Genomic DNA, 15,810 nt, shown 5'->3' on the forward strand with positions numbered 1-15,810 from the left:
GCCGGTACCCTCAAGAGAACTCCCACGCCCTGACCCCACGCCGAACGGTCGCTACCGTTCAGTCGTAATACCAACGCCACTGCAGTTTGAATTCGGTTTCGCCGTCGCCGCGCCAGCCCTCGCGCTCCACTTCCGCGCGCAGGCCCTGCTGACGGGTAAGCGCGTACTGCACCGCCAGGGTGGAGCGATGGCGGTAGACGTCGTTGACGAAGTAGTGACCGGCGCCGCCGGCCTGCCACTGCCAGCGCCCGGCATGATACAGGATTCCCGCCTCGGCGCCGCCACCGGTGGTGATCAGGGGCGCGAACTCGCTGTTGTTCTCGGCCCGGGCACTGGCCAGTACATAGGGCTGCAGGTTACCCAGCCGCCAGCTGGCGCCGGCGCCACCCTGCACATAGCGCACCAGGCGACGGCGCCCGGCCCAGGCCCGCTCCAGGCCCCCTTCCACGTACCAGCTCAGGGGCTTGGAAAAGCGGTCCCGGGGCGCCAGGGAACGAATGCTGACCAGATCCAGGGCTTCCAGGTCCACGGCCTGGGATTCGGTGCCGCGCAGGGTGATGCCCAGCCCCTGGATCTGCGCGCCGGACAGAAAGCCGCGATTGTTGTCCAGCAGGTCGTGGTAGGTGAGCCGGTAGGTGAACTCGCCAAAGTCATCGCTGCCCCGCTGCCCGCCGGCGACGGCCAGCATTTGCGAGCCGTGGCCCTGCTCCGGCGGCACCCGCTCCGCCGGCGCCGGGTCCGCCACCGGTGGCAGCCGGTTCATCAGGCTCAGCAACGCGAAGGAGCGGCCGGCCACGTCCTCGGAACGCTGCGCCTTGCGGTTCACGAAACGCACATAGCGGTAGGCGGTGTGCGCCATCAGGGCCTGCCTGTCCGGCGCGAAGGCCCGGAAGTCCGCCCGCTCCGCCACCGAAGGGTCGTCCGCCAGGGACCGGGCCAGGGCGCGCTCGCGATCGTCCAGCCGGTCGCTGAACGCTTTCAGTTCCTGCTCCTTGGAGGGTCGGTAATGGCGCTCGGTGACCAGGCCTTCCTGGTCCAGGGCGCGCACCGTGTTCACCGGCAGCTCGGCGAACCGCAGCTCGTCCAGCAGGCCGCTGCCCGGCCTTGCCACCTCCACCAGCTCCAGCAGACGGAACGAGCAGTTCTCGTCGAAAAAGTAGTAATCGAAATTGATGTCCTTCAGTTCCCACAGGTGATCGATCATCCAATCGATCTCCTGCTGATTCAGGTCCAGGCTGTACTCCCAGATGTCGCGGCTCTCCATATTGGAGTACTGCTGGATTTTCTGGACGTAGGGCACCAGGTTGAAGCGGCCCGGGTAACCGCCGGCCAGCCCCCGGTAGATGTAGAACAGGGAGTTGTCCTGCTCGGTGGTGACGGCGCCGAAGTTGATCGCCCAGGACAGCCACACGGCCCCGTCCTCGCCCTGGTCCAGGCGCATCAGGGTATGACCGAACATGGAGGACGGGCTGTTCAGATAGGAAGCCGGAAAGACCAGCACCGCCCGCTTGGCGTGCACCGCCGCGCGCCACTCCCGGTACTCCGCGCAATGGCTGAACGGCGCCGGGTCGCGCCAGTTCAGTTGCCCGGCGAGAAAACGGTAACGGGCCGGGAAGCGGCAGCGCGCCGGGGCTTCGTCGGGTCGCAGGGCGACCACGGACGCCCGCAGTTCCGCCAGCGGGTCGTCGGCGCCGCGCTCGGCGAGAAAGAAATCGTCGTCGTCCACGTAGCTGCGGTGGCGATCACGGAGGGTGGCACCGGGGTTGATGTGCAACAGCGCCCGCCAGCGGGGATGCTCGGCGAGATGTTCCAGGTCGTCGGCCCAGGCCGGCGCGCAAAAAAACACAACCGCGCACAGCAGTGCGAAACGCATGAGGTTTTCCGGGAAAGCGGATACAAAAAAGCCCGCCCTTCATAAAGGGCGGGCCCGTTGGAGCCGGCTTATACGTATTTGGCCAGCTTCTGGTCCTGCTGCATCACCGCGGTGATGTTCTGCATCACTTCGGCGGCGCTCACGTCCTGGCTCGGGAAGATGGCGGCGAAGTTGTCGCGCATCAGACCGTTGAAGTGGGCGCGGTCCTCGGTGGAGATGCCCATGGAAACGGACAGCGCGGTCAGGGCTTCGCCCTCGCCGGTGGCCATGTCCTGAGCCACTTCCTCGAGCACGCCGTTCATGCTCAGCAGGCTCTCGCCGGAGTAGGTCAGCGCGCCGCTGGTGTCACAGCCGTTGGTGCCGCTGGTCATGCCGAAGGTGGCGTTACCGGAGGTGCCGTTGACGATGGTCGCCAGCAGGTGCACCGGCATGCCGGACTTGCCTTCGAAAATCAGGTTGCCCCAACCACAACCGGGACCACCGGGTGCCACGGCGTGGGCGGAAAAGGAAGCACCGAGCAGTGCTGCAGCCAGAAAAGCTCTTTTCATGGGTCAGTCTCCTGTTATCAAAATGTTATCCATAAGCTCCCCATGCGGGTTCCCCGGGAGCCGAGCCTTCATCATAAAGAAGGGTCATGAGGTTGCAATATAGCGGCGGCAAGGAAATGGTCGCGCAACAAAATGCAATCGGACCTCGATCACAACTCCAACAGAAAGGTCACCGGTCCGTCGTTCACCAGATGGACCTGCATATCCGCGCCGAACCGCCCCCGCGCCACGGCGACACCCCGGGCTTCCACGGCGGCGATCAGCGCCTCATAGAGTTGCTCGGCGCGGGCCGGCTCGGCGGCGCTGGAGAACGAGGGACGGCGGCCCTTGCCGGTATCCGCCGCCAGGGTGAACTGGGACACCAGCAGCAGCGCGCCGCCGGCCTCGCGCACATCCCGGTTCATGCGGCCCTGGTCATCGCTGAACACCCGGTAGCCCACCAGCCGTTCCGCCAGCCGTTCGACGACGCGCTCGTCGTCGTCCTTCTGCACGCCCACGAACACCAGCAGACCGGGCCCGATCCGGCCAACCGTCTCGTCGTGTACATCCACACGGGCCTCACGGACGCGCTGCAAAAGCAGTTTCATGATTTCCCCTGTATGAAGGCGCGCGATTGTGCTGTATTAAACGCGCCATGAAAATATTGCCCCTGTTGCTGACCCTGCTGCTCGCCGGCTGCGCCCTGTGGGCCGGCCCGGACGCCGTGCCCCGGCCGCTGGCGCCGGCGTTCGGCGAATACCGCAGCTTCCAGCGCGATCTGACCATCCGCTTGGGCGACCTCACCGTGCACTATCGGGTGTCGCTGGCGCTGACGCCGGAGCGCACGCGGATCCGGCTGCTCGCCGACGACGGCGAAGCGGTGCTCACCTATGAGCAGAGCCCGGGCCGCAGCGAGATCAGCCGCACGCCCGGGCTGCCGGCGCGACTGTCGGCGGACGCGCTGATCGGCGATATTCAGTTGGCGTTCTGGCCGGAGGCCCGCTTGCAGCGCATGGTGCGCCCGCCCTGGCGCCTGGAGCGCCTGGACAATACCCTGCGGCTTTACGAAGGGCGCCGTCTGGAAGCGCGGGTGTCGTTTCAGGGGGACAACCCCAAGCTCACGACGATCCCTGTGTATAACGCCCGCTACGATTATCTTCTGCTGCTCGTGCCGCCCGGGCAGTCAGCGCCTTCACCGAGCGCACCAGCGCCTGACTGATGGCCGGCTCGGCGCTGGAGTGGCCGGCCGCCGCCACCCAGTGCAGGCGGCTGTCCGGCAGCACCTGGTGCAGCAGCCAGGCCTGCTCCGGCGGGCACACCATGTCATAACGGCCGTGCACGATTTCCACCGGGCAGCGGATTTGATCGGCCCGGGGCAGAATCGGCCGGTCCAGAAAACCGCCGTTGACGAAGTAGTGGGTCTCCAGCCGGGCCATGGCCCGGGCGTTGTGGTCCACGTTCAATTCCGGGGGCGGGGTGAGGCTGGACAGGCGCGCCTCCCAGAGCGTCCACTCGCGGGCCAGCCGTTCACCGTCCGGGTCGCCGTCCGCGCCGTTCAGGGCGTGGTGATAGCGGTGCATCAGGTCCCCATCGCCTTCCGGCAGGGCCTCGATCAGCCGTTGCCAATGATCCGGGTAGAAGCGGCCCGCCCCTTCGGCGGTATAGAGCCAGTCGATGTCCTGTTGGCGGCAAAGAAAGACGCCCCGCAGCACCAGCCCGGCCACCGACGCCGGGTACGCCAGGGTGTAGGCCAGCGCCAGGGTCACGCCCCAGGAGCCGCCCAGCACCAGCTCCCAGCGGGGCACGTTCAGGTGTTCGCGAAGGCGCTCCAGGTCATCGACCAGATGCGGCAGGGTATTGTGCTCGGTGCCGGCGTAGGGCTGGCTGCGCCCGGCACCGCGCTGGTCGTAGACCACGATGCGGAAGCGGGTGGGATCGAACAGCCGGCGCAGCAACGGCGAACTGCCGCCGCCGGGGCCGCCGTGCAGCGCCACCACCGGCAGGCCATCGGGATTACCGCTTTGTTCCACGTAGAGGCGATGACCGTCCCCCACGTCCAGAAAATCACGGTGGTAGGGTTCGAGCGGGGGAAACAAGGACATGGAAACGGCATCCGAGGAAAAGACCGGGTCAGCTTAACCGGGGAGACAACGGGCGGCCAGCCGGCCGCCCGCCGCCTCAATCGTCGCCGCTGAACTCCGCCTCCATGTCCAGCTCCTTGATCTTGCGGGTCAGGGTGTTGCGGCCCCAGCCGAGCAGCGCGGCGGCGTCCCGTTTGCGGCCGCCGGTGTGCTGCAGGGCCACTTCGATCATGGTGCGCTCGAAGGCCGGCACCGCCTGATCGAGAATGCCACGGTCACCGCGGGCCAGGGCCCGGTCGGCCCAGTGGCGCAGGGATTTGAGCCAGTCGCCGCCGGTTTCCATGGGCTTGCTGGCGCTCTGCCGCAGCTCCGGGGGCAGATCGTCCACCAGCACTTCCCGGCCGGAGGCCATCACCGTCAGCCAGCGGCAGGTGTTTTCCAGTTGCCGCACGTTGCCCGGCCAGGGCATGGCGGCCAGGTATTTCTCGGTGTCCTTGTGCAGCACCTTGGGCTCCACGCCCAGCTCGCTGGCGGCGTGCTGCAGAAAATAGCCGGCCAGGCGGGGAATGTCCTCGCGGCGCTCGGCCAGCTTCGGAATATGGATGCGGATCACGTTGAGGCGGTGGAACAGGTCTTCCCGGAAGTCGCCATCGCGAACCAGCTTCTCCAGATCCTGGTGGGTGGCGGCGATGATGCGCACGTCCACATGGATCGGGGTGGTGCCACCCACCCGGTAGAACTCGTTTTCCTGCAGCACCCGCAGCAGCCGGGTCTGGGCCTCCAGCGGCATGTCGCCGATTTCATCGAGAAACAGGGTGCCGCCGTTGGACTGCTCGAAGCGCCCCACCCGCTGGCTGTTGGCGCCGGTGAAAGCGCCTTTCTCATGGCCGAACAGCTCGGACTCGATCAGATCCTTGGGGATCGCCGCCATGTTCAGGGCCACGAACGCTTTTTCCCGGCGCATGGAGTGGTTGTGCAGAGCACGGGCCACCAGCTCCTTACCGGTACCGGACTGACCATTGATCAGCACCGTCACGTTGGAGTGGCTGAGCCGGCCGATGGCGCGGAACACCTCCTGCATGGCCGGCGCCTCGCCGATGATCTCGGTGGGCGTCTGCTCGGCGGTGGGCGCCACTTCCTGCTCCGCCTCCTGGCGGTGCTTGATGGCGCGCTTGACCAGCGCCACCGCCTCGTCCACGTCGAACGGCTTGGGCAGGTACTCAAAGGCACCGCCCTGGTAGGAGGCCACCGCCGAGTCCAGGTCGGAGTGGGCGGTCATGATGATCACCGGCAGATTCGGATTGTTGCGCTGCAGGATCTTGAGCATGCGCAGGCCGTCGGTGCCCGGCATGCGCACATCGGAAATCAGCACGTCCGGTTCGGCGGCGCCCTCGTCCAGCCGGTTCAGCGCTTCGTCGGCGTCCTCGAAACAGGCCAGCTGGAACCCTTCCTGGCTGAGCGCTTTTTCAAGCACCCAACGAATGGAACGATCATCGTCGATCACCCAAATGGTTGCCGTCATGATCCATTACTCTCCGTCGTATCCAGCGGTTCCATGGGCAGCAGCAGGCTGAACAGGGTGCGTCCGGGCACGCTTTCGCATTCGATCAGGCCCTGATGCTGGCTGATGATCGACTGGGCGATGGACAACCCCAGCCCCGAGCCGTTGGCCCGGCCGCTGACCATGGGATAGAAAATCGTTTCCTGCAGGTCCTCGGGAATACCGGGACCGTTGTCTTCGATGTCCACGCGCAGCACCAGCCGGTGGCGCTGGGCGCCGATGGTGAACTGGCGCAGCACCCGGGTGCGCATCACCACCCGCGCGTTCTCGGTGCCGGCTTCCAGCAGCGCCTGCATGGCGTTGCGCATCAGATTGAGCAGCACCTGGATCAGCTGATCCCGGTCGGCGGTCACGTCCGGCAGGCTGACGTCGTAGTCGCGCACCAGGGCCACGCCCCGCGGGTATTCGGCGAGCAGCAGCTGGCGCACGTGCTCCAGGCATTCGTGCACGTTCACCGGGGCGAACGCCGGCGGTTTGCGCGGGCCCAGCATGCGGTCGGCCACCGAGCGCAGGCGGTCCGCCTCGTCGATGATCACCCGGGTGTATTCCGCCAGCTCCGGGTCCGGCAGCGCCCGCTCCAGCAACTGGGCGGCACCGCGAATCCCGCCCAGCGGGTTCTTGATCTCGTGGGCCACGCCACGCACCAGCGCCCGGGTGGCCTGGTGAGCATGAATCAGCCCCTCCTCCCGGGTGATGCGCAGCAGCCGGTCCAGGGACTGCATCTCGATCAGCAGCGCCATGGGCTGGCCGGGTTCGTGGATCGGGCTGACGCTGTAATCGACCATCGCCTGCTGGCCCGGGGCCACGTTGAGCCGCGCCTCCCGGCGGGTAAAGGGGTGCCCTTCCTCAATGCACTGTTTGAGGGCACCCCGGGCGTCCTCGTCATCGAAAAAGTAGTCCGGCAGGGGCTGGCCCAGCACCCGGGCGGCACTGGTGGACAGCAGCATTTCCGCCGCCGGATTCAGGTAGCGCACACGCAGGTCGGCGTCGAGCATCATCACCGCGGTGCGGAGGTGGTCGAGCAATCGTTTCTGCAGCACCGTTTCGGAATTCATCATTCGGCCCATAACAGGGCATAAGCAATTATCAGGCCACCCGGAACGGGGCTCCTGGCCCCGTCAGCGGGCGATCCGCCGAATCTTACCGGTGCAGTGTAGAAAGTCGGCGCGAAGAATGCACCGATTCAGTGCATTCAGGGGTTGGCGGGACGGGTGACGCGCTGGGCACCGCTGCCCATGGAGGCGCCGCTGCCCCGTTGGGCGGCACCGCCGGAACGGGCGGCGCCGGCCCGGCCGGCGCTGTCGCCGCGCTGGGCGGAGCCGGCGCGGGTGGGAAAGGCGCTGCCGCCGCCGGCCTTTCCGGAGCTGTCGATATTGGTGCGGTGCACATAGAGCGTCACCGGGGAGGAGGTGATCAGCCGGCGGCCGTTTTCGTCCTCGATGGCCGCCTGCAACCGGTGGGTGCCGGGGTTCGGAAAATCCAGCGCGCCGCCGTCCACCGGCTGGCCATTGTCCAGGATCACCAGCCGGTGGCCGCTGAGCAGGGCCGGCTCGGCGCTGGCCTGCACCGCCACCGGGTTGTCCTGGGGCATGCGCACGGTGGCGCCGTCCGCCGGGGTGGTGATGCGCAGGGCCCGGTAGCCGGTGTCCGCCGGCGCGGGTTCCTCGCTCTCCCCGACCGATTCCGGGCGGTCCGGCGCCATCACCGGCAGTGTCTCCCGGCGGCCATCCATGGTATTCACCGGCCCGATCCGGACCGGTTCGGCGCGGCCCTTGTCCGGCGGGTTGTCGGTGAACAGCACGTTGCCGTTCTCATCCACGGTGCGGTAGATGGCGCCGCCCTCGTCGCCGGGCCGGTCCACCCGGGTGTCCACGGTCTGGGCCGGCGCGGCGGCGGCCACCACCATCAAGGAAACGGCTGCGAGAATCTGCCTGGTGCTCATGGATCCTTCCCCGGATACGGTGCGGTAGTGGTTTGATTCTGCGGGCTGGCGAGCCGCGAAAAAAGGGCCGGTGCCACAAATCTGGCTGGCGGGACCGGCGGGCCCCACCGCGATAAGCCATAAAAAAACCCCGCCGGAGCGGGGTTTTTCGTGACTGCGTCGCCGGAGCTTAGCAGCTGTAGTACATGTCGAACTCGACCGGGTGCGGAGTCATGTTCAGGCGCTCCACTTCGTCGCGCTTGAGCTGGATGTAACCGTCGAGCATGTCCTCGGTGAACACGTCGCCGGCCATCAGGAACTCCTTGTCCTGCTCCAGGGCGTCCAGCGCCATGGTCAGGGTGTGGGCCACGGTCGGGATGTCCTTGGCTTCCTCGGCGGGCAGGTCGTACAGATCCTTGTCCATGGCGTCGCCCGGGTGGATCTTGTTCTTGATGCCGTCCAGGCCGGCCATCATCAGCGCGGCGAAGCACAGGTACGGGTTGGCGGAGGGATCCGGGAAGCGGGTCTCGATACGACGCGCTTTCGGGTTGCTCACCCACGGAATCCGGATGGACGCGGACCGGTTACGGGCGGAGTACGCCAGCATTACCGGAGCCTCGAAACCGGGCACCAGACGCTTGTAGGAGTTGGTGGAACCGTTGGTGAAGGCGTTCAGCGCGCGGGCGTGCTTGATCACACCGCCGATGTAGAACAGCGCTTCCTCGGACAGACCGGCGTACTCGTCACCGGCGAACAAGTTCTTGCCGTCCTTCGCCAGGGACATGTGCACGTGCATACCGGAACCGTTGTCACCGATCAGCGGCTTGGGCATGAAGGTGGCGGTTTTGCCGTAGGCGTGGGCCACGTTGTGCACGCAGTACTTGAGGATCTGCACTTCGTCGGCTTTCTTGGTGAGGGTGTTGGCGCCCACACCGATCTCGCACTGGCCGGCGGTGCCCACTTCGTGGTGGTGCACTTCGATTTCCAGACCCATCTGCTCCATGGCGGCACACATGGCGCCACGCAGGTCGTGCAGGCTGTCCACCGGCGGTACCGGGAAGTAGCCGCCTTTCACGCCGGGGCGGTGACCGATGTTGTTCTTCTCGAACTCATCGGCGGACACCCAGGCCGCTTCCTCGGAGTAGATGTTGTACATGGAGCCGGACATGTCGGACTTCCACTGCACGGAATCGAACACGAAGAATTCCGGCTCGGGACCGAACAGGGCGCTGTCGGCGATGCCGGTGGACTTCAGGTATTCCTCGGCGCGCAGCGCCACGGAACGCGGGTCGCGCTCGTAACCCTGCATGGTGGCGGGCTCAACGATGTTGCAGCGCAGGTTCAGGGTGGCCACGTCGGTGAACGGGTCGAGAACCGCGGTTTCGTCTTCCGGCATGAGGATCATGTCGGATTCGTTGATGCCTTTCCAACCGGCGATGGAGGAGCCGTCGAACATCTTGCCGTCCTGGAAGAAATCGTCGTCGATTTCGCCCACCGGCAGGGTTACGTGCTGCTCCTTACCACGGCTGTCGGTAAAACGCAGGTCCACCCACTTCACGTCGTTGTCTTTGATCAGTTTCAGCGTCTTTTCAGACATTGTTGAGCGTCCTCCTGGAACGGGTATGTTTCTGGCTGCTCGCCGCCGCGGCGCGGACACGCGAAAAACCGGTATTCTCGGCCACCTGGGCCTGCACGCCAATAGGGAGAGCAATTATTGTGCCAGCCCTTTTTTGGCGCATTCCGGGCCGTTGGGGGCTTACAGCGCTCCGCGTCGGGCCATGAAGCACCAAATTAGTGCGCACCTCAAGCTATGCGCACCACTACAGTGCAACCGAAGGCTCCCCCACCCGGAGAGTGATCACCACGTCGTGGTCATCGCGCCGGGTTTCCAGCACTTCGTGGCCGTTGATGCGGCACCAGGCGGGAATATCGTTGAGCGCGCCGGGGTCCGTGCAGGTTACCCGCAGCACGTCCCCTCGCGCCAGTTGATTCACCCGGTTCTGGGTTTTGATCACCGGAATGGGGCACAGCTGACGACGCACATCCAGATCGTGAACGGTTTCGGTCATGATTCAGCCCACATTCCACTGCAGCGGGATCTGATCCGGCCGCGCCGGGGCCACCGCCACTTCCCGGGCCACGCCGCCGGGTTCCTTCACTTCCACCACCACCTGGTCGTCGGCGCGGCCCTTGGAATAGCGCGCCACGATGGCGGCGGCCTGGCGCAGTTCGTCGTCGGATTCGAACCGGCCGTCCACCAGGGCCAGGGGCCCCGGGCAGCTGGCCGTGGTCAGGCTGGTGAACTGGTAGCGGTAGCCTTCCAGGAAGCGGTTCTCACCCTCCTCCCGGCTGATGATCAGCTTGTAGTGCCGAGCCGGGCGGATATGGCGGCCCACCTTCAGCAGCATGATGTCGTCCAGCTCATAGCGGCGCTCGTTGCGGGCATGCCACAGGTCGGCCAGCTTGCGGGAGTAGGACTCGTCGGTGAGGAAGCAGCAACCGCCGGCGGGTTGGGCGTATTCCTCCAGGCCGAAGCGTTTGGCCAGCGCCATCTGCGGCTTGCGGTTACGGCCGGAGAAATCGTAGAGCTGGTCCCGGTCCACCCAGCCTTCACGTTCGGGCAGGGTTTCCGGCAGGTTGCGCGCGCTCAGCGGCCGCAGCAGCCGGTCGTCGGCGCCGGACTCGCTGCTGATGATGGGCATGGTTTCCTTGCGCTGGCTCTTCGGGCGCTGGCCCACCACCTCGCCGGTGACGATGAAGTCGAAGCCCTTCTCGCCGGCCAGCTCGCGGGCCTTGTTGAGCATCAGGGTGGCCTGGTTGACCATGAAGATCTTGCAGTCCAGGCAGGGGTTCAGGTTGGCCCCGTAGCCGTGCTTGGGGTTGAGCACCACATCCTTGTACTCCTCGGAGATGTCCACGATGTGCAGCTTGATGCCCAGCTTTTCGGCGACCCAGAGGGCGTTGTTGCGCTTGTTCTTGTCCTGATCCTTCTTGCGGATGGCGTGGGTGTGGCCTTCCACGCAGAAGCCGGTGAAGAAATTCACCCCTTCCACATGGATGCCCTGCTCCTGCATCACCTTCACCGCCAGCATGGAATCCAGCCCGCCGGACACCAGCGCCACGGCGCGACGCTGGAGGGGTTCGGGTGGGGCGATCGGGGTTGCGGCCTCGGACATAACTCTGCTCAGCGCGTTGCTCAAAAATTGGGCGGCAGAGTATAGCAAATCCCGGGCCCTCAAATCACGGGGCCTTCACCGTCGATAGAAACGGGACATGTCCTCCAGCACCCGCGCCAGCGGGTCCCGCACCCGCACCATCACCGCGTCGGCGTCCACCACCGGTTGGTCGCCGGCCCGGGCCACGGTCATTTCGCCGAGGCCGCCGGCGTTGGTGGGCATCGCCACCTTGTAGTCCGGGCCCAGGTAGGCCACCGCGTCCCAGCTGGCGGCCAGCCGGTAACGGCCCGACCGCGCCCGGTCCAGGGGCACGCCCACGGCGAAGTCGGCGGAGGGATTGGTGACCCCCAGCCGCCGCAGCAGGGTCGGCGCCACGTCCAGGTGGCTGGTGGGCCGGTCCACCACCGCCGGCGTGACGCCGGCGCCGGCCATCACCAGCGGCACGCGCACCTGCTCGTCGTGGAAGGCGGAGTTGTGCCCCCAGCGCCCGTGCTCCATGAATTCCTCGCCGTGATCGCCGGTGATCACCACCAGGGTGTCGTCCAGGCGCCCGTCCCGCTCCAGACGGTCCAGCACCCGGCCCAGCTGCTGGTCCAGGTGATGCACCGCGTTGATATAGCGGTTCAGGATGCCGGGCATGTCCCGCTGCACGTCCATGGTGGCGTAGTTCAGCTCGCGCAGATAATCCGGCCGGATCACGCTCTCCTCGGGGAAGTAATAGCGGGCGTGGGGCGACTCGAAGAACATGAAGCCGAAGAACGGTCGCGGCTGGTCATCGCCGGTCCGGTCATCGCCAATAAAGTCCAGCAGGCGGCCCACATTGCGCCGGTCCCGGCGCCAGCCCGGGCCCTCATCGTCACTGACCATGGCCGAGGACGGCACCGAGGCGAACACGGTGCGGTCGAACTCCGGATAACTGAAACGCGCGCTGGTGTAGAGGCCGAAACGATAGTCCCGGCGCTGCAGCTCACTGATCAGCACCGGCGGCCGGCGGCTTTCCAGGAACGGAAACCAGTAGTTGCCCGGCAGCCCATAGAACAGGGAAAAAATGCCCATGCGCGTGCCGTTGCCGCCGCTCATATGGTCGGTGTAGCGACGCCCGTGACGTTCGGCGAAGCGCCACAGATTGGGCATGATCTCCGGCTTCAGCATGTCCGCGCGCAGGGATTCCGCCACCAGCACCAGAATGTTCGGCGACGGCGCATCGGCGGCCACGGTCAACGGATGAAGCGGATAATTGAGCGGCCCGTCGGCGGACACCGACAGCGCCGTGCGCGGCGCCGGGGTGTAGCCCAGATCCCGGGCCAGGCTCTCGAAGGTGGCCGGCTGATAGAACGGCACCGCCCGGGCGGCGTTGAGCACCGGCCGGTAGGCGTCCAGGTCGCTGAGCCCGTAGGCCACCCGTTCGCCGGCCATGCACAGCAGCAGCCCCGCCAGCACCCAGCGCCAGCGCAGCCTCGGGGGCGGCCGGCGCCGCGCCAGCGCCATCAGCCCGGTCTCCAGGCCCACCACCCCCACCGCGATCAACACCACGGTCAGGGTGGTGCCGTCACCGCCGCCCATGGAGTCGATGCCGCCGGGGGTGATCAGCAGATTCCAGACAAAGCCGTTGATGTGGAAGCCGTAGAGACGGTGGATCTGGCTGTCCACCAGCAGCAGCAACAGGGTGGCGGAGGCCAGCGCGACCGCCAGCCAGCGTGCCGGGCGGGGGCCCGGCCAGCGATGGCAGAGCGCGCTGAGCAGCCAGGCGGGCAGCAGATACAGGGCGGTGTAGCCGGCCAGCGCCGCGATCACGAACAGGGCCGCGGGCCCGTCCTTCGGCGGCAGCCATTGGCCGTGGGCGATGTACAGGCCCACCGCCAGCAGCAACAGGTAGTTGAGCACGAAAAACAGCCCGGGAAACCCGGCGCGGGGGGAGGCAGGCTTCATGACGAAACAGGGGGTCGGCTGATAACGAGCCGACGTTACGTCGCCTGCCTTAATAAAAACTTAATGGGCCGGACGGTTCAGGGGGCGCTGGGCGCCTCCGGCAGCTCCGCCACGGCGAACCACTGCTTGGAGCGCTCCACGCGGCTGGCGGTTTCCTCGGTGCCGGCCTTGCGGCCCCGTTGCTCAATGTGCTTCTCGATGATCTGGCAGCGGCGCACCAGGCCATCGTCATTGGCGATCTGGATGTTCAGCCCGGGCCGCGCGTTGAGTTCCAGCATCAGCGGGCCCTTGTGCTTGTCCATCACCAGATCCACGCCCAGATAACCCAGACCGGTGAGGTCGTAGCAGCGCGCCGCCAGCGCCAGGCACTCTTGCCAGTCCGGCATCTGCACGCCGGCCACCGGGTGAGCGGTGTCCGGGTGGCGGTCGATTTTCAGGTTGTGCCAGGTACCGCTCAGGGTAATGCCGGTGGCGATGTCCACGCCCACGCCGATGGCGCCCTGGTGCAGGTTGGCCTTGCCGTCGGACTGCCGGGTGGGCAGGCGCAGCATGGCGGCCACCGGGTAGCCCTGCAGCACGATGATGCGCACGTCCGGCACGCCGCCGATGCTGATGCGGTCGAACAGGTCGGTGGAACGCACCCGGTATTCGATCAGGGCGCGGTCGCGGTGGCCGCCCAGGGAATAGAGGCCGGAGATGATGCCGGAGATGTGGAACTCCAGTTCCTCGGGGCTGACCATGCGCCCGGAGGCGGTGCGGTAATAGCCTTCGAAGCGGTCGGAGATCACCAGGATGCCGTCACCGCCGGCGCCCTGGGACGGCTTGATCACGAAGTCGCCGTGGGTCTCGACGATGCGCTCCAGCTTGCTGATGCCCTGCTCGGTGTCGACGATGCCGTACATGTCCGGCACCTGGATACCGGCGTCCAGCGCCATCTTCTTGGTGCGGATCTTGTCGTCCACCAGCGGGTACAGCCGGCGGTCGTTGTACATCAGCACGTAGTCGCCGTTGCGCTGGTTGATGCCCATCACGCCCCGGCGCCGCAGGGCTTTCCAGGTCTGGATGCCGAACATCAGCGTTCACCCTGCTCGGTCATGGCCCGGAAGCGCACCAGTTCCATCAGGCGGTAGCCCCGGTAGTGGCCCATGAACACCATCACCGACGCCAGGATCAGCAGCACGCCCGGGAAGGTGAATACGAAGTAGACCAGCGGTTTCCAGACCATCAGCAGATGGCAAAGCACCGCCGCCACCAGGGTGCCCAGGGCGACCTTGAGCGACTGCACGCCGCCGCGCTCTTCCCAGACGATGGAGACCCGCTCGATCACCATGGTCAGAATCACCATCGGGAACAGCGCCACCGACAGGCCGGTGGAGAGCCCCAGCTTGTAGGTCATCAGGCTGATCAGGCCGATCATGATCACCACGAAGGTCAGCACCACCGACAGCCTGGCCAGCAACTGTAACTTCAGGTGTTCCAGATACCCCCTCACCGACAGACCGATGGCGGTGATGAAGGTGAACAGCAGCACGCCCCAGATCACCTGGGTTTCGCGGAACGCCAGGGCGATCAGCACCGGCGTGAAGGTGCCCAGGGTTTCCATGCCCACCAGGGAACGGATCAGCAGCACCAGCAGCACGCCCACCGGAATCATCATCAGCACCCGGAACAGCTGCTGGGACGGCACCGGCAGTTCATAGAGGGAGTAATCGATAAAACTGGAGGCGTCCTGGGAGCGCAGGGTCTGCGCCAGCCGCAGGGCGCTCATCTCGTTGCGGTGCACGCTGAACGACACCCGGGAGTTGCGGGCGCCTTCCAGGGTCAGCAGCGGCTTGTCGCCGCTCCACCACACCAGCCGGTCCTGGGGCAGGCCCTGGCGGCCGTCCACCGGGTTGAAGTACAGCCAGTTCTGGCCGTTGAAGCTGCGCAACCACAGCTCCGGCTGCTGGCTGTTGGATTCTTCCAGTTTGAGGGTGTGCACCGGCTCGGCGGGAATGTGCGCCACCGCCAGCAGCAGGTCCACCACCTTGGCCTTGTTCTGGTCGCTGTGGTCGCCGCCCAGCAGCAGGCGCACGTTGTCGCTGTCTTCGTTGTTGACCCGCTTGATGGTCTCGCTGATGAAGGTCTCCACATCGGCGGAGTGCTGGCGGATCGGCGCCAGCAGCGCGTCCGCGGCCACCCGCTCGGCGCCTTCCAGGGCCGGGCTGGGGCGGAACTGGGGGCCGTTTTCCGGCAGCGGCGCCGGCTCCGCGTAGCGGGCGGTGATCATCAGCCGGTAATAGAGGTTCTGCTGGCCCTCGCCACGGCGCGCCGACCAGGTCACCAGCCGGTTGCCGTTTTCCCGGTTCACGTTGACGCCGTAATTGTTGGAGATAAAGCTCTCGTTCAAGGCGGTGAAGCCGCTGGCCAGCGGCGGCACGTACATGCGCGCCTTGATCGGGGTATTGGGACGCGCCTGGAACGACACCTGGGTGTCCACCACCCAGACCGGATCGCTCTCGCTCTCGGTCACCGGCACCTTCTGAATGAAAATCTGGTAAGCAATACTGCCGCCGCCCAGTACCAGAAGAAACAGCGCCAGCAGGCGGGCGTGCAATTTAACAGAACGCATTTGTCAGCCTTATTCCAATCCTTCGGCGAGGGTGCCGCGACCGCCGCACATGGTCCAACAACGGGGCCTCAATGTCACCGCCCCGGGGCACCGAAACCGCCCCCGGGACGCAAATAGTTGTCAAACCTGCC

The 15,810-nt window shown here is 66.3% G+C and carries 14 protein-coding genes; 1 reads left to right on the forward strand and 13 read right to left on the reverse strand.

The window, feature by feature from the left end:
• Nucleotides 1-58: 58 nt before the first annotated feature.
• The 3 genes from IM760_RS06510 to dtd all read right to left on the reverse strand — a co-directional run bounded on the left by IM760_RS06510 (nucleotide 59) and on the right by dtd (nucleotide 3,008).
• Complete coding sequence (locus tag IM760_RS06510; RefSeq protein ID WP_204427725.1) at nucleotides 59-1,873, reverse strand: Lnb N-terminal periplasmic domain-containing protein; 1,815 nt, start codon at nucleotides 1,871-1,873, stop codon at nucleotides 59-61.
• 68 nt (nucleotides 1,874-1,941) lie between these two features.
• Entirely contained in the window at nucleotides 1,942-2,421 is a 480-nt protein-coding gene (locus IM760_RS06515; RefSeq protein WP_204427727.1) for a DUF3015 domain-containing protein, read from the reverse strand.
• Between the two features lie 149 nt (nucleotides 2,422-2,570).
• Nucleotides 2,571-3,008, reverse strand: coding sequence for a D-aminoacyl-tRNA deacylase (gene dtd, locus IM760_RS06520; RefSeq protein ID WP_204427729.1), 438 nt, complete (start codon nucleotides 3,006-3,008; stop codon nucleotides 2,571-2,573).
• A gap of 47 nt (nucleotides 3,009-3,055) precedes the next feature.
• Here dtd and IM760_RS06525 point away from each other — a divergent pair, with 47 nt between their 5' ends.
• A complete protein-coding gene (locus tag IM760_RS06525; RefSeq protein WP_204427731.1) occupies nucleotides 3,056-3,619 on the forward strand; it encodes a DUF3261 domain-containing protein in 564 nt (187 codons plus the stop codon).
• Here IM760_RS06525 and pip read toward each other — a convergent pair.
• The 10 genes from pip to IM760_RS06575 all read right to left on the reverse strand — a co-directional run bounded on the left by pip (nucleotide 3,519) and on the right by IM760_RS06575 (nucleotide 15,679).
• A complete protein-coding gene (gene pip, locus IM760_RS06530; protein WP_204427733.1) occupies nucleotides 3,519-4,502 on the reverse strand; it encodes a prolyl aminopeptidase in 984 nt (327 codons plus the stop codon). The genes IM760_RS06525 and pip overlap by 101 nt on opposite strands.
• 76 nt (nucleotides 4,503-4,578) lie before the next feature.
• On the reverse strand, nucleotides 4,579-6,003 hold the full coding sequence (gene ntrC / locus IM760_RS06535) for a nitrogen regulation protein NR(I) (protein ID WP_204427735.1): 1,425 nt from the start codon (nucleotides 6,001-6,003) through the stop codon (nucleotides 4,579-4,581).
• Nucleotides 6,000-7,109, reverse strand: coding sequence for a nitrogen regulation protein NR(II) (gene glnL, locus IM760_RS06540; protein WP_275579263.1), 1,110 nt, complete (start codon nucleotides 7,107-7,109; stop codon nucleotides 6,000-6,002). The genes ntrC and glnL overlap by 4 nt, the downstream gene beginning before the upstream one ends.
• Before the next feature lie 125 nt (nucleotides 7,110-7,234).
• Nucleotides 7,235-7,984 (reverse strand): DUF4124 domain-containing protein, encoded by a 750-nt coding sequence (locus tag IM760_RS06545; protein ID WP_204427737.1) that lies wholly within the window; start codon nucleotides 7,982-7,984, stop codon nucleotides 7,235-7,237.
• A gap of 169 nt (nucleotides 7,985-8,153) precedes the next feature.
• Nucleotides 8,154-9,560, reverse strand: coding sequence for a glutamate--ammonia ligase (glnA, locus tag IM760_RS06550; RefSeq protein WP_204427739.1), 1,407 nt, complete (start codon nucleotides 9,558-9,560; stop codon nucleotides 8,154-8,156).
• Nucleotides 9,561-9,783: 223 nt separating this feature from the next.
• Nucleotides 9,784-10,032 carry a sulfurtransferase TusA family protein gene (locus tag IM760_RS06555; RefSeq protein ID WP_204427740.1) on the reverse strand — a complete coding sequence of 83 codons (249 nt, stop codon included), beginning with the start codon at nucleotides 10,030-10,032 and terminating at the stop codon, nucleotides 9,784-9,786.
• 3 nt (nucleotides 10,033-10,035) lie between these two features.
• A complete protein-coding gene (locus IM760_RS06560; RefSeq protein ID WP_204427741.1) occupies nucleotides 10,036-11,139 on the reverse strand; it encodes a tRNA (5-methylaminomethyl-2-thiouridylate)-methyltransferase in 1,104 nt (367 codons plus the stop codon).
• Between the two features lie 75 nt (nucleotides 11,140-11,214).
• Nucleotides 11,215-13,068 carry a sulfatase-like hydrolase/transferase gene (locus tag IM760_RS06565; RefSeq protein ID WP_204427742.1) on the reverse strand — a complete coding sequence of 618 codons (1,854 nt, stop codon included), beginning with the start codon at nucleotides 13,066-13,068 and terminating at the stop codon, nucleotides 11,215-11,217.
• A 77-nt stretch (nucleotides 13,069-13,145) separates the two neighbouring features.
• Nucleotides 13,146-14,141: an alpha-L-glutamate ligase-like protein gene (locus IM760_RS06570; RefSeq protein WP_204427743.1), complete on the reverse strand. Its 996-nt coding sequence runs from the start codon at nucleotides 14,139-14,141 to the stop codon at nucleotides 13,146-13,148.
• Nucleotides 14,141-15,679 carry an inactive transglutaminase family protein gene (locus tag IM760_RS06575; protein ID WP_204427744.1) on the reverse strand — a complete coding sequence of 513 codons (1,539 nt, stop codon included), beginning with the start codon at nucleotides 15,677-15,679 and terminating at the stop codon, nucleotides 14,141-14,143. The genes IM760_RS06570 and IM760_RS06575 overlap by 1 nt, the downstream gene beginning before the upstream one ends.
• Nucleotides 15,680-15,810: the final 131 nt, after the last annotated feature.

Origin of the sequence: Alloalcanivorax marinus (assembly GCF_016906305.1) — a bacterium.
GTDB classification, from domain to species: domain Bacteria; phylum Pseudomonadota; class Gammaproteobacteria; order Pseudomonadales; family Alcanivoracaceae; genus Alloalcanivorax; species Alloalcanivorax marinus.

Bases quoted from the DNA above. Each gene is read 5' to 3' on its own strand.
- IM760_RS06560 (WP_204427741.1), bottom strand. From the start codon at position 11,139: ATGTCCGAGGCCGCAACCCCGATCGCCCCACCCGAACCCCTCCAGCGT.
- IM760_RS06510 (WP_204427725.1), bottom strand. From the start codon at position 1,873: ATGCGTTTCGCACTGCTGTGCGCGGTTGTGTTTTTTTGCGCGCCGGCC.
- IM760_RS06525 (WP_204427731.1), top strand. From the start codon at position 3,056: ATGAAAATATTGCCCCTGTTGCTGACCCTGCTGCTCGCCGGCTGCGCC.
- IM760_RS06570 (WP_204427743.1), bottom strand. From the start codon at position 14,141: ATGTTCGGCATCCAGACCTGGAAAGCCCTGCGGCGCCGGGGCGTGATG.
- glnL (WP_275579263.1), bottom strand. From the start codon at position 7,109: ATGGGCCGAATGATGAATTCCGAAACGGTGCTGCAGAAACGATTGCTC.
- IM760_RS06545 (WP_204427737.1), bottom strand. From the start codon at position 7,984: ATGAGCACCAGGCAGATTCTCGCAGCCGTTTCCTTGATGGTGGTGGCC.
- IM760_RS06565 (WP_204427742.1), bottom strand. From the start codon at position 13,068: ATGAAGCCTGCCTCCCCCCGCGCCGGGTTTCCCGGGCTGTTTTTCGTG.
- IM760_RS06515 (WP_204427727.1), bottom strand. From the start codon at position 2,421: ATGAAAAGAGCTTTTCTGGCTGCAGCACTGCTCGGTGCTTCCTTTTCC.
- ntrC (WP_204427735.1), bottom strand. From the start codon at position 6,003: ATGACGGCAACCATTTGGGTGATCGACGATGATCGTTCCATTCGTTGG.
- IM760_RS06555 (WP_204427740.1), bottom strand. From the start codon at position 10,032: ATGACCGAAACCGTTCACGATCTGGATGTGCGTCGTCAGCTGTGCCCC.
- pip (WP_204427733.1), bottom strand. From the start codon at position 4,502: ATGTCCTTGTTTCCCCCGCTCGAACCCTACCACCGTGATTTTCTGGAC.
- dtd (WP_204427729.1), bottom strand. From the start codon at position 3,008: ATGAAACTGCTTTTGCAGCGCGTCCGTGAGGCCCGTGTGGATGTACAC.
- glnA (WP_204427739.1), bottom strand. From the start codon at position 9,560: ATGTCTGAAAAGACGCTGAAACTGATCAAAGACAACGACGTGAAGTGG.
- IM760_RS06575 (WP_204427744.1), bottom strand. From the start codon at position 15,679: ATGCGTTCTGTTAAATTGCACGCCCGCCTGCTGGCGCTGTTTCTTCTG.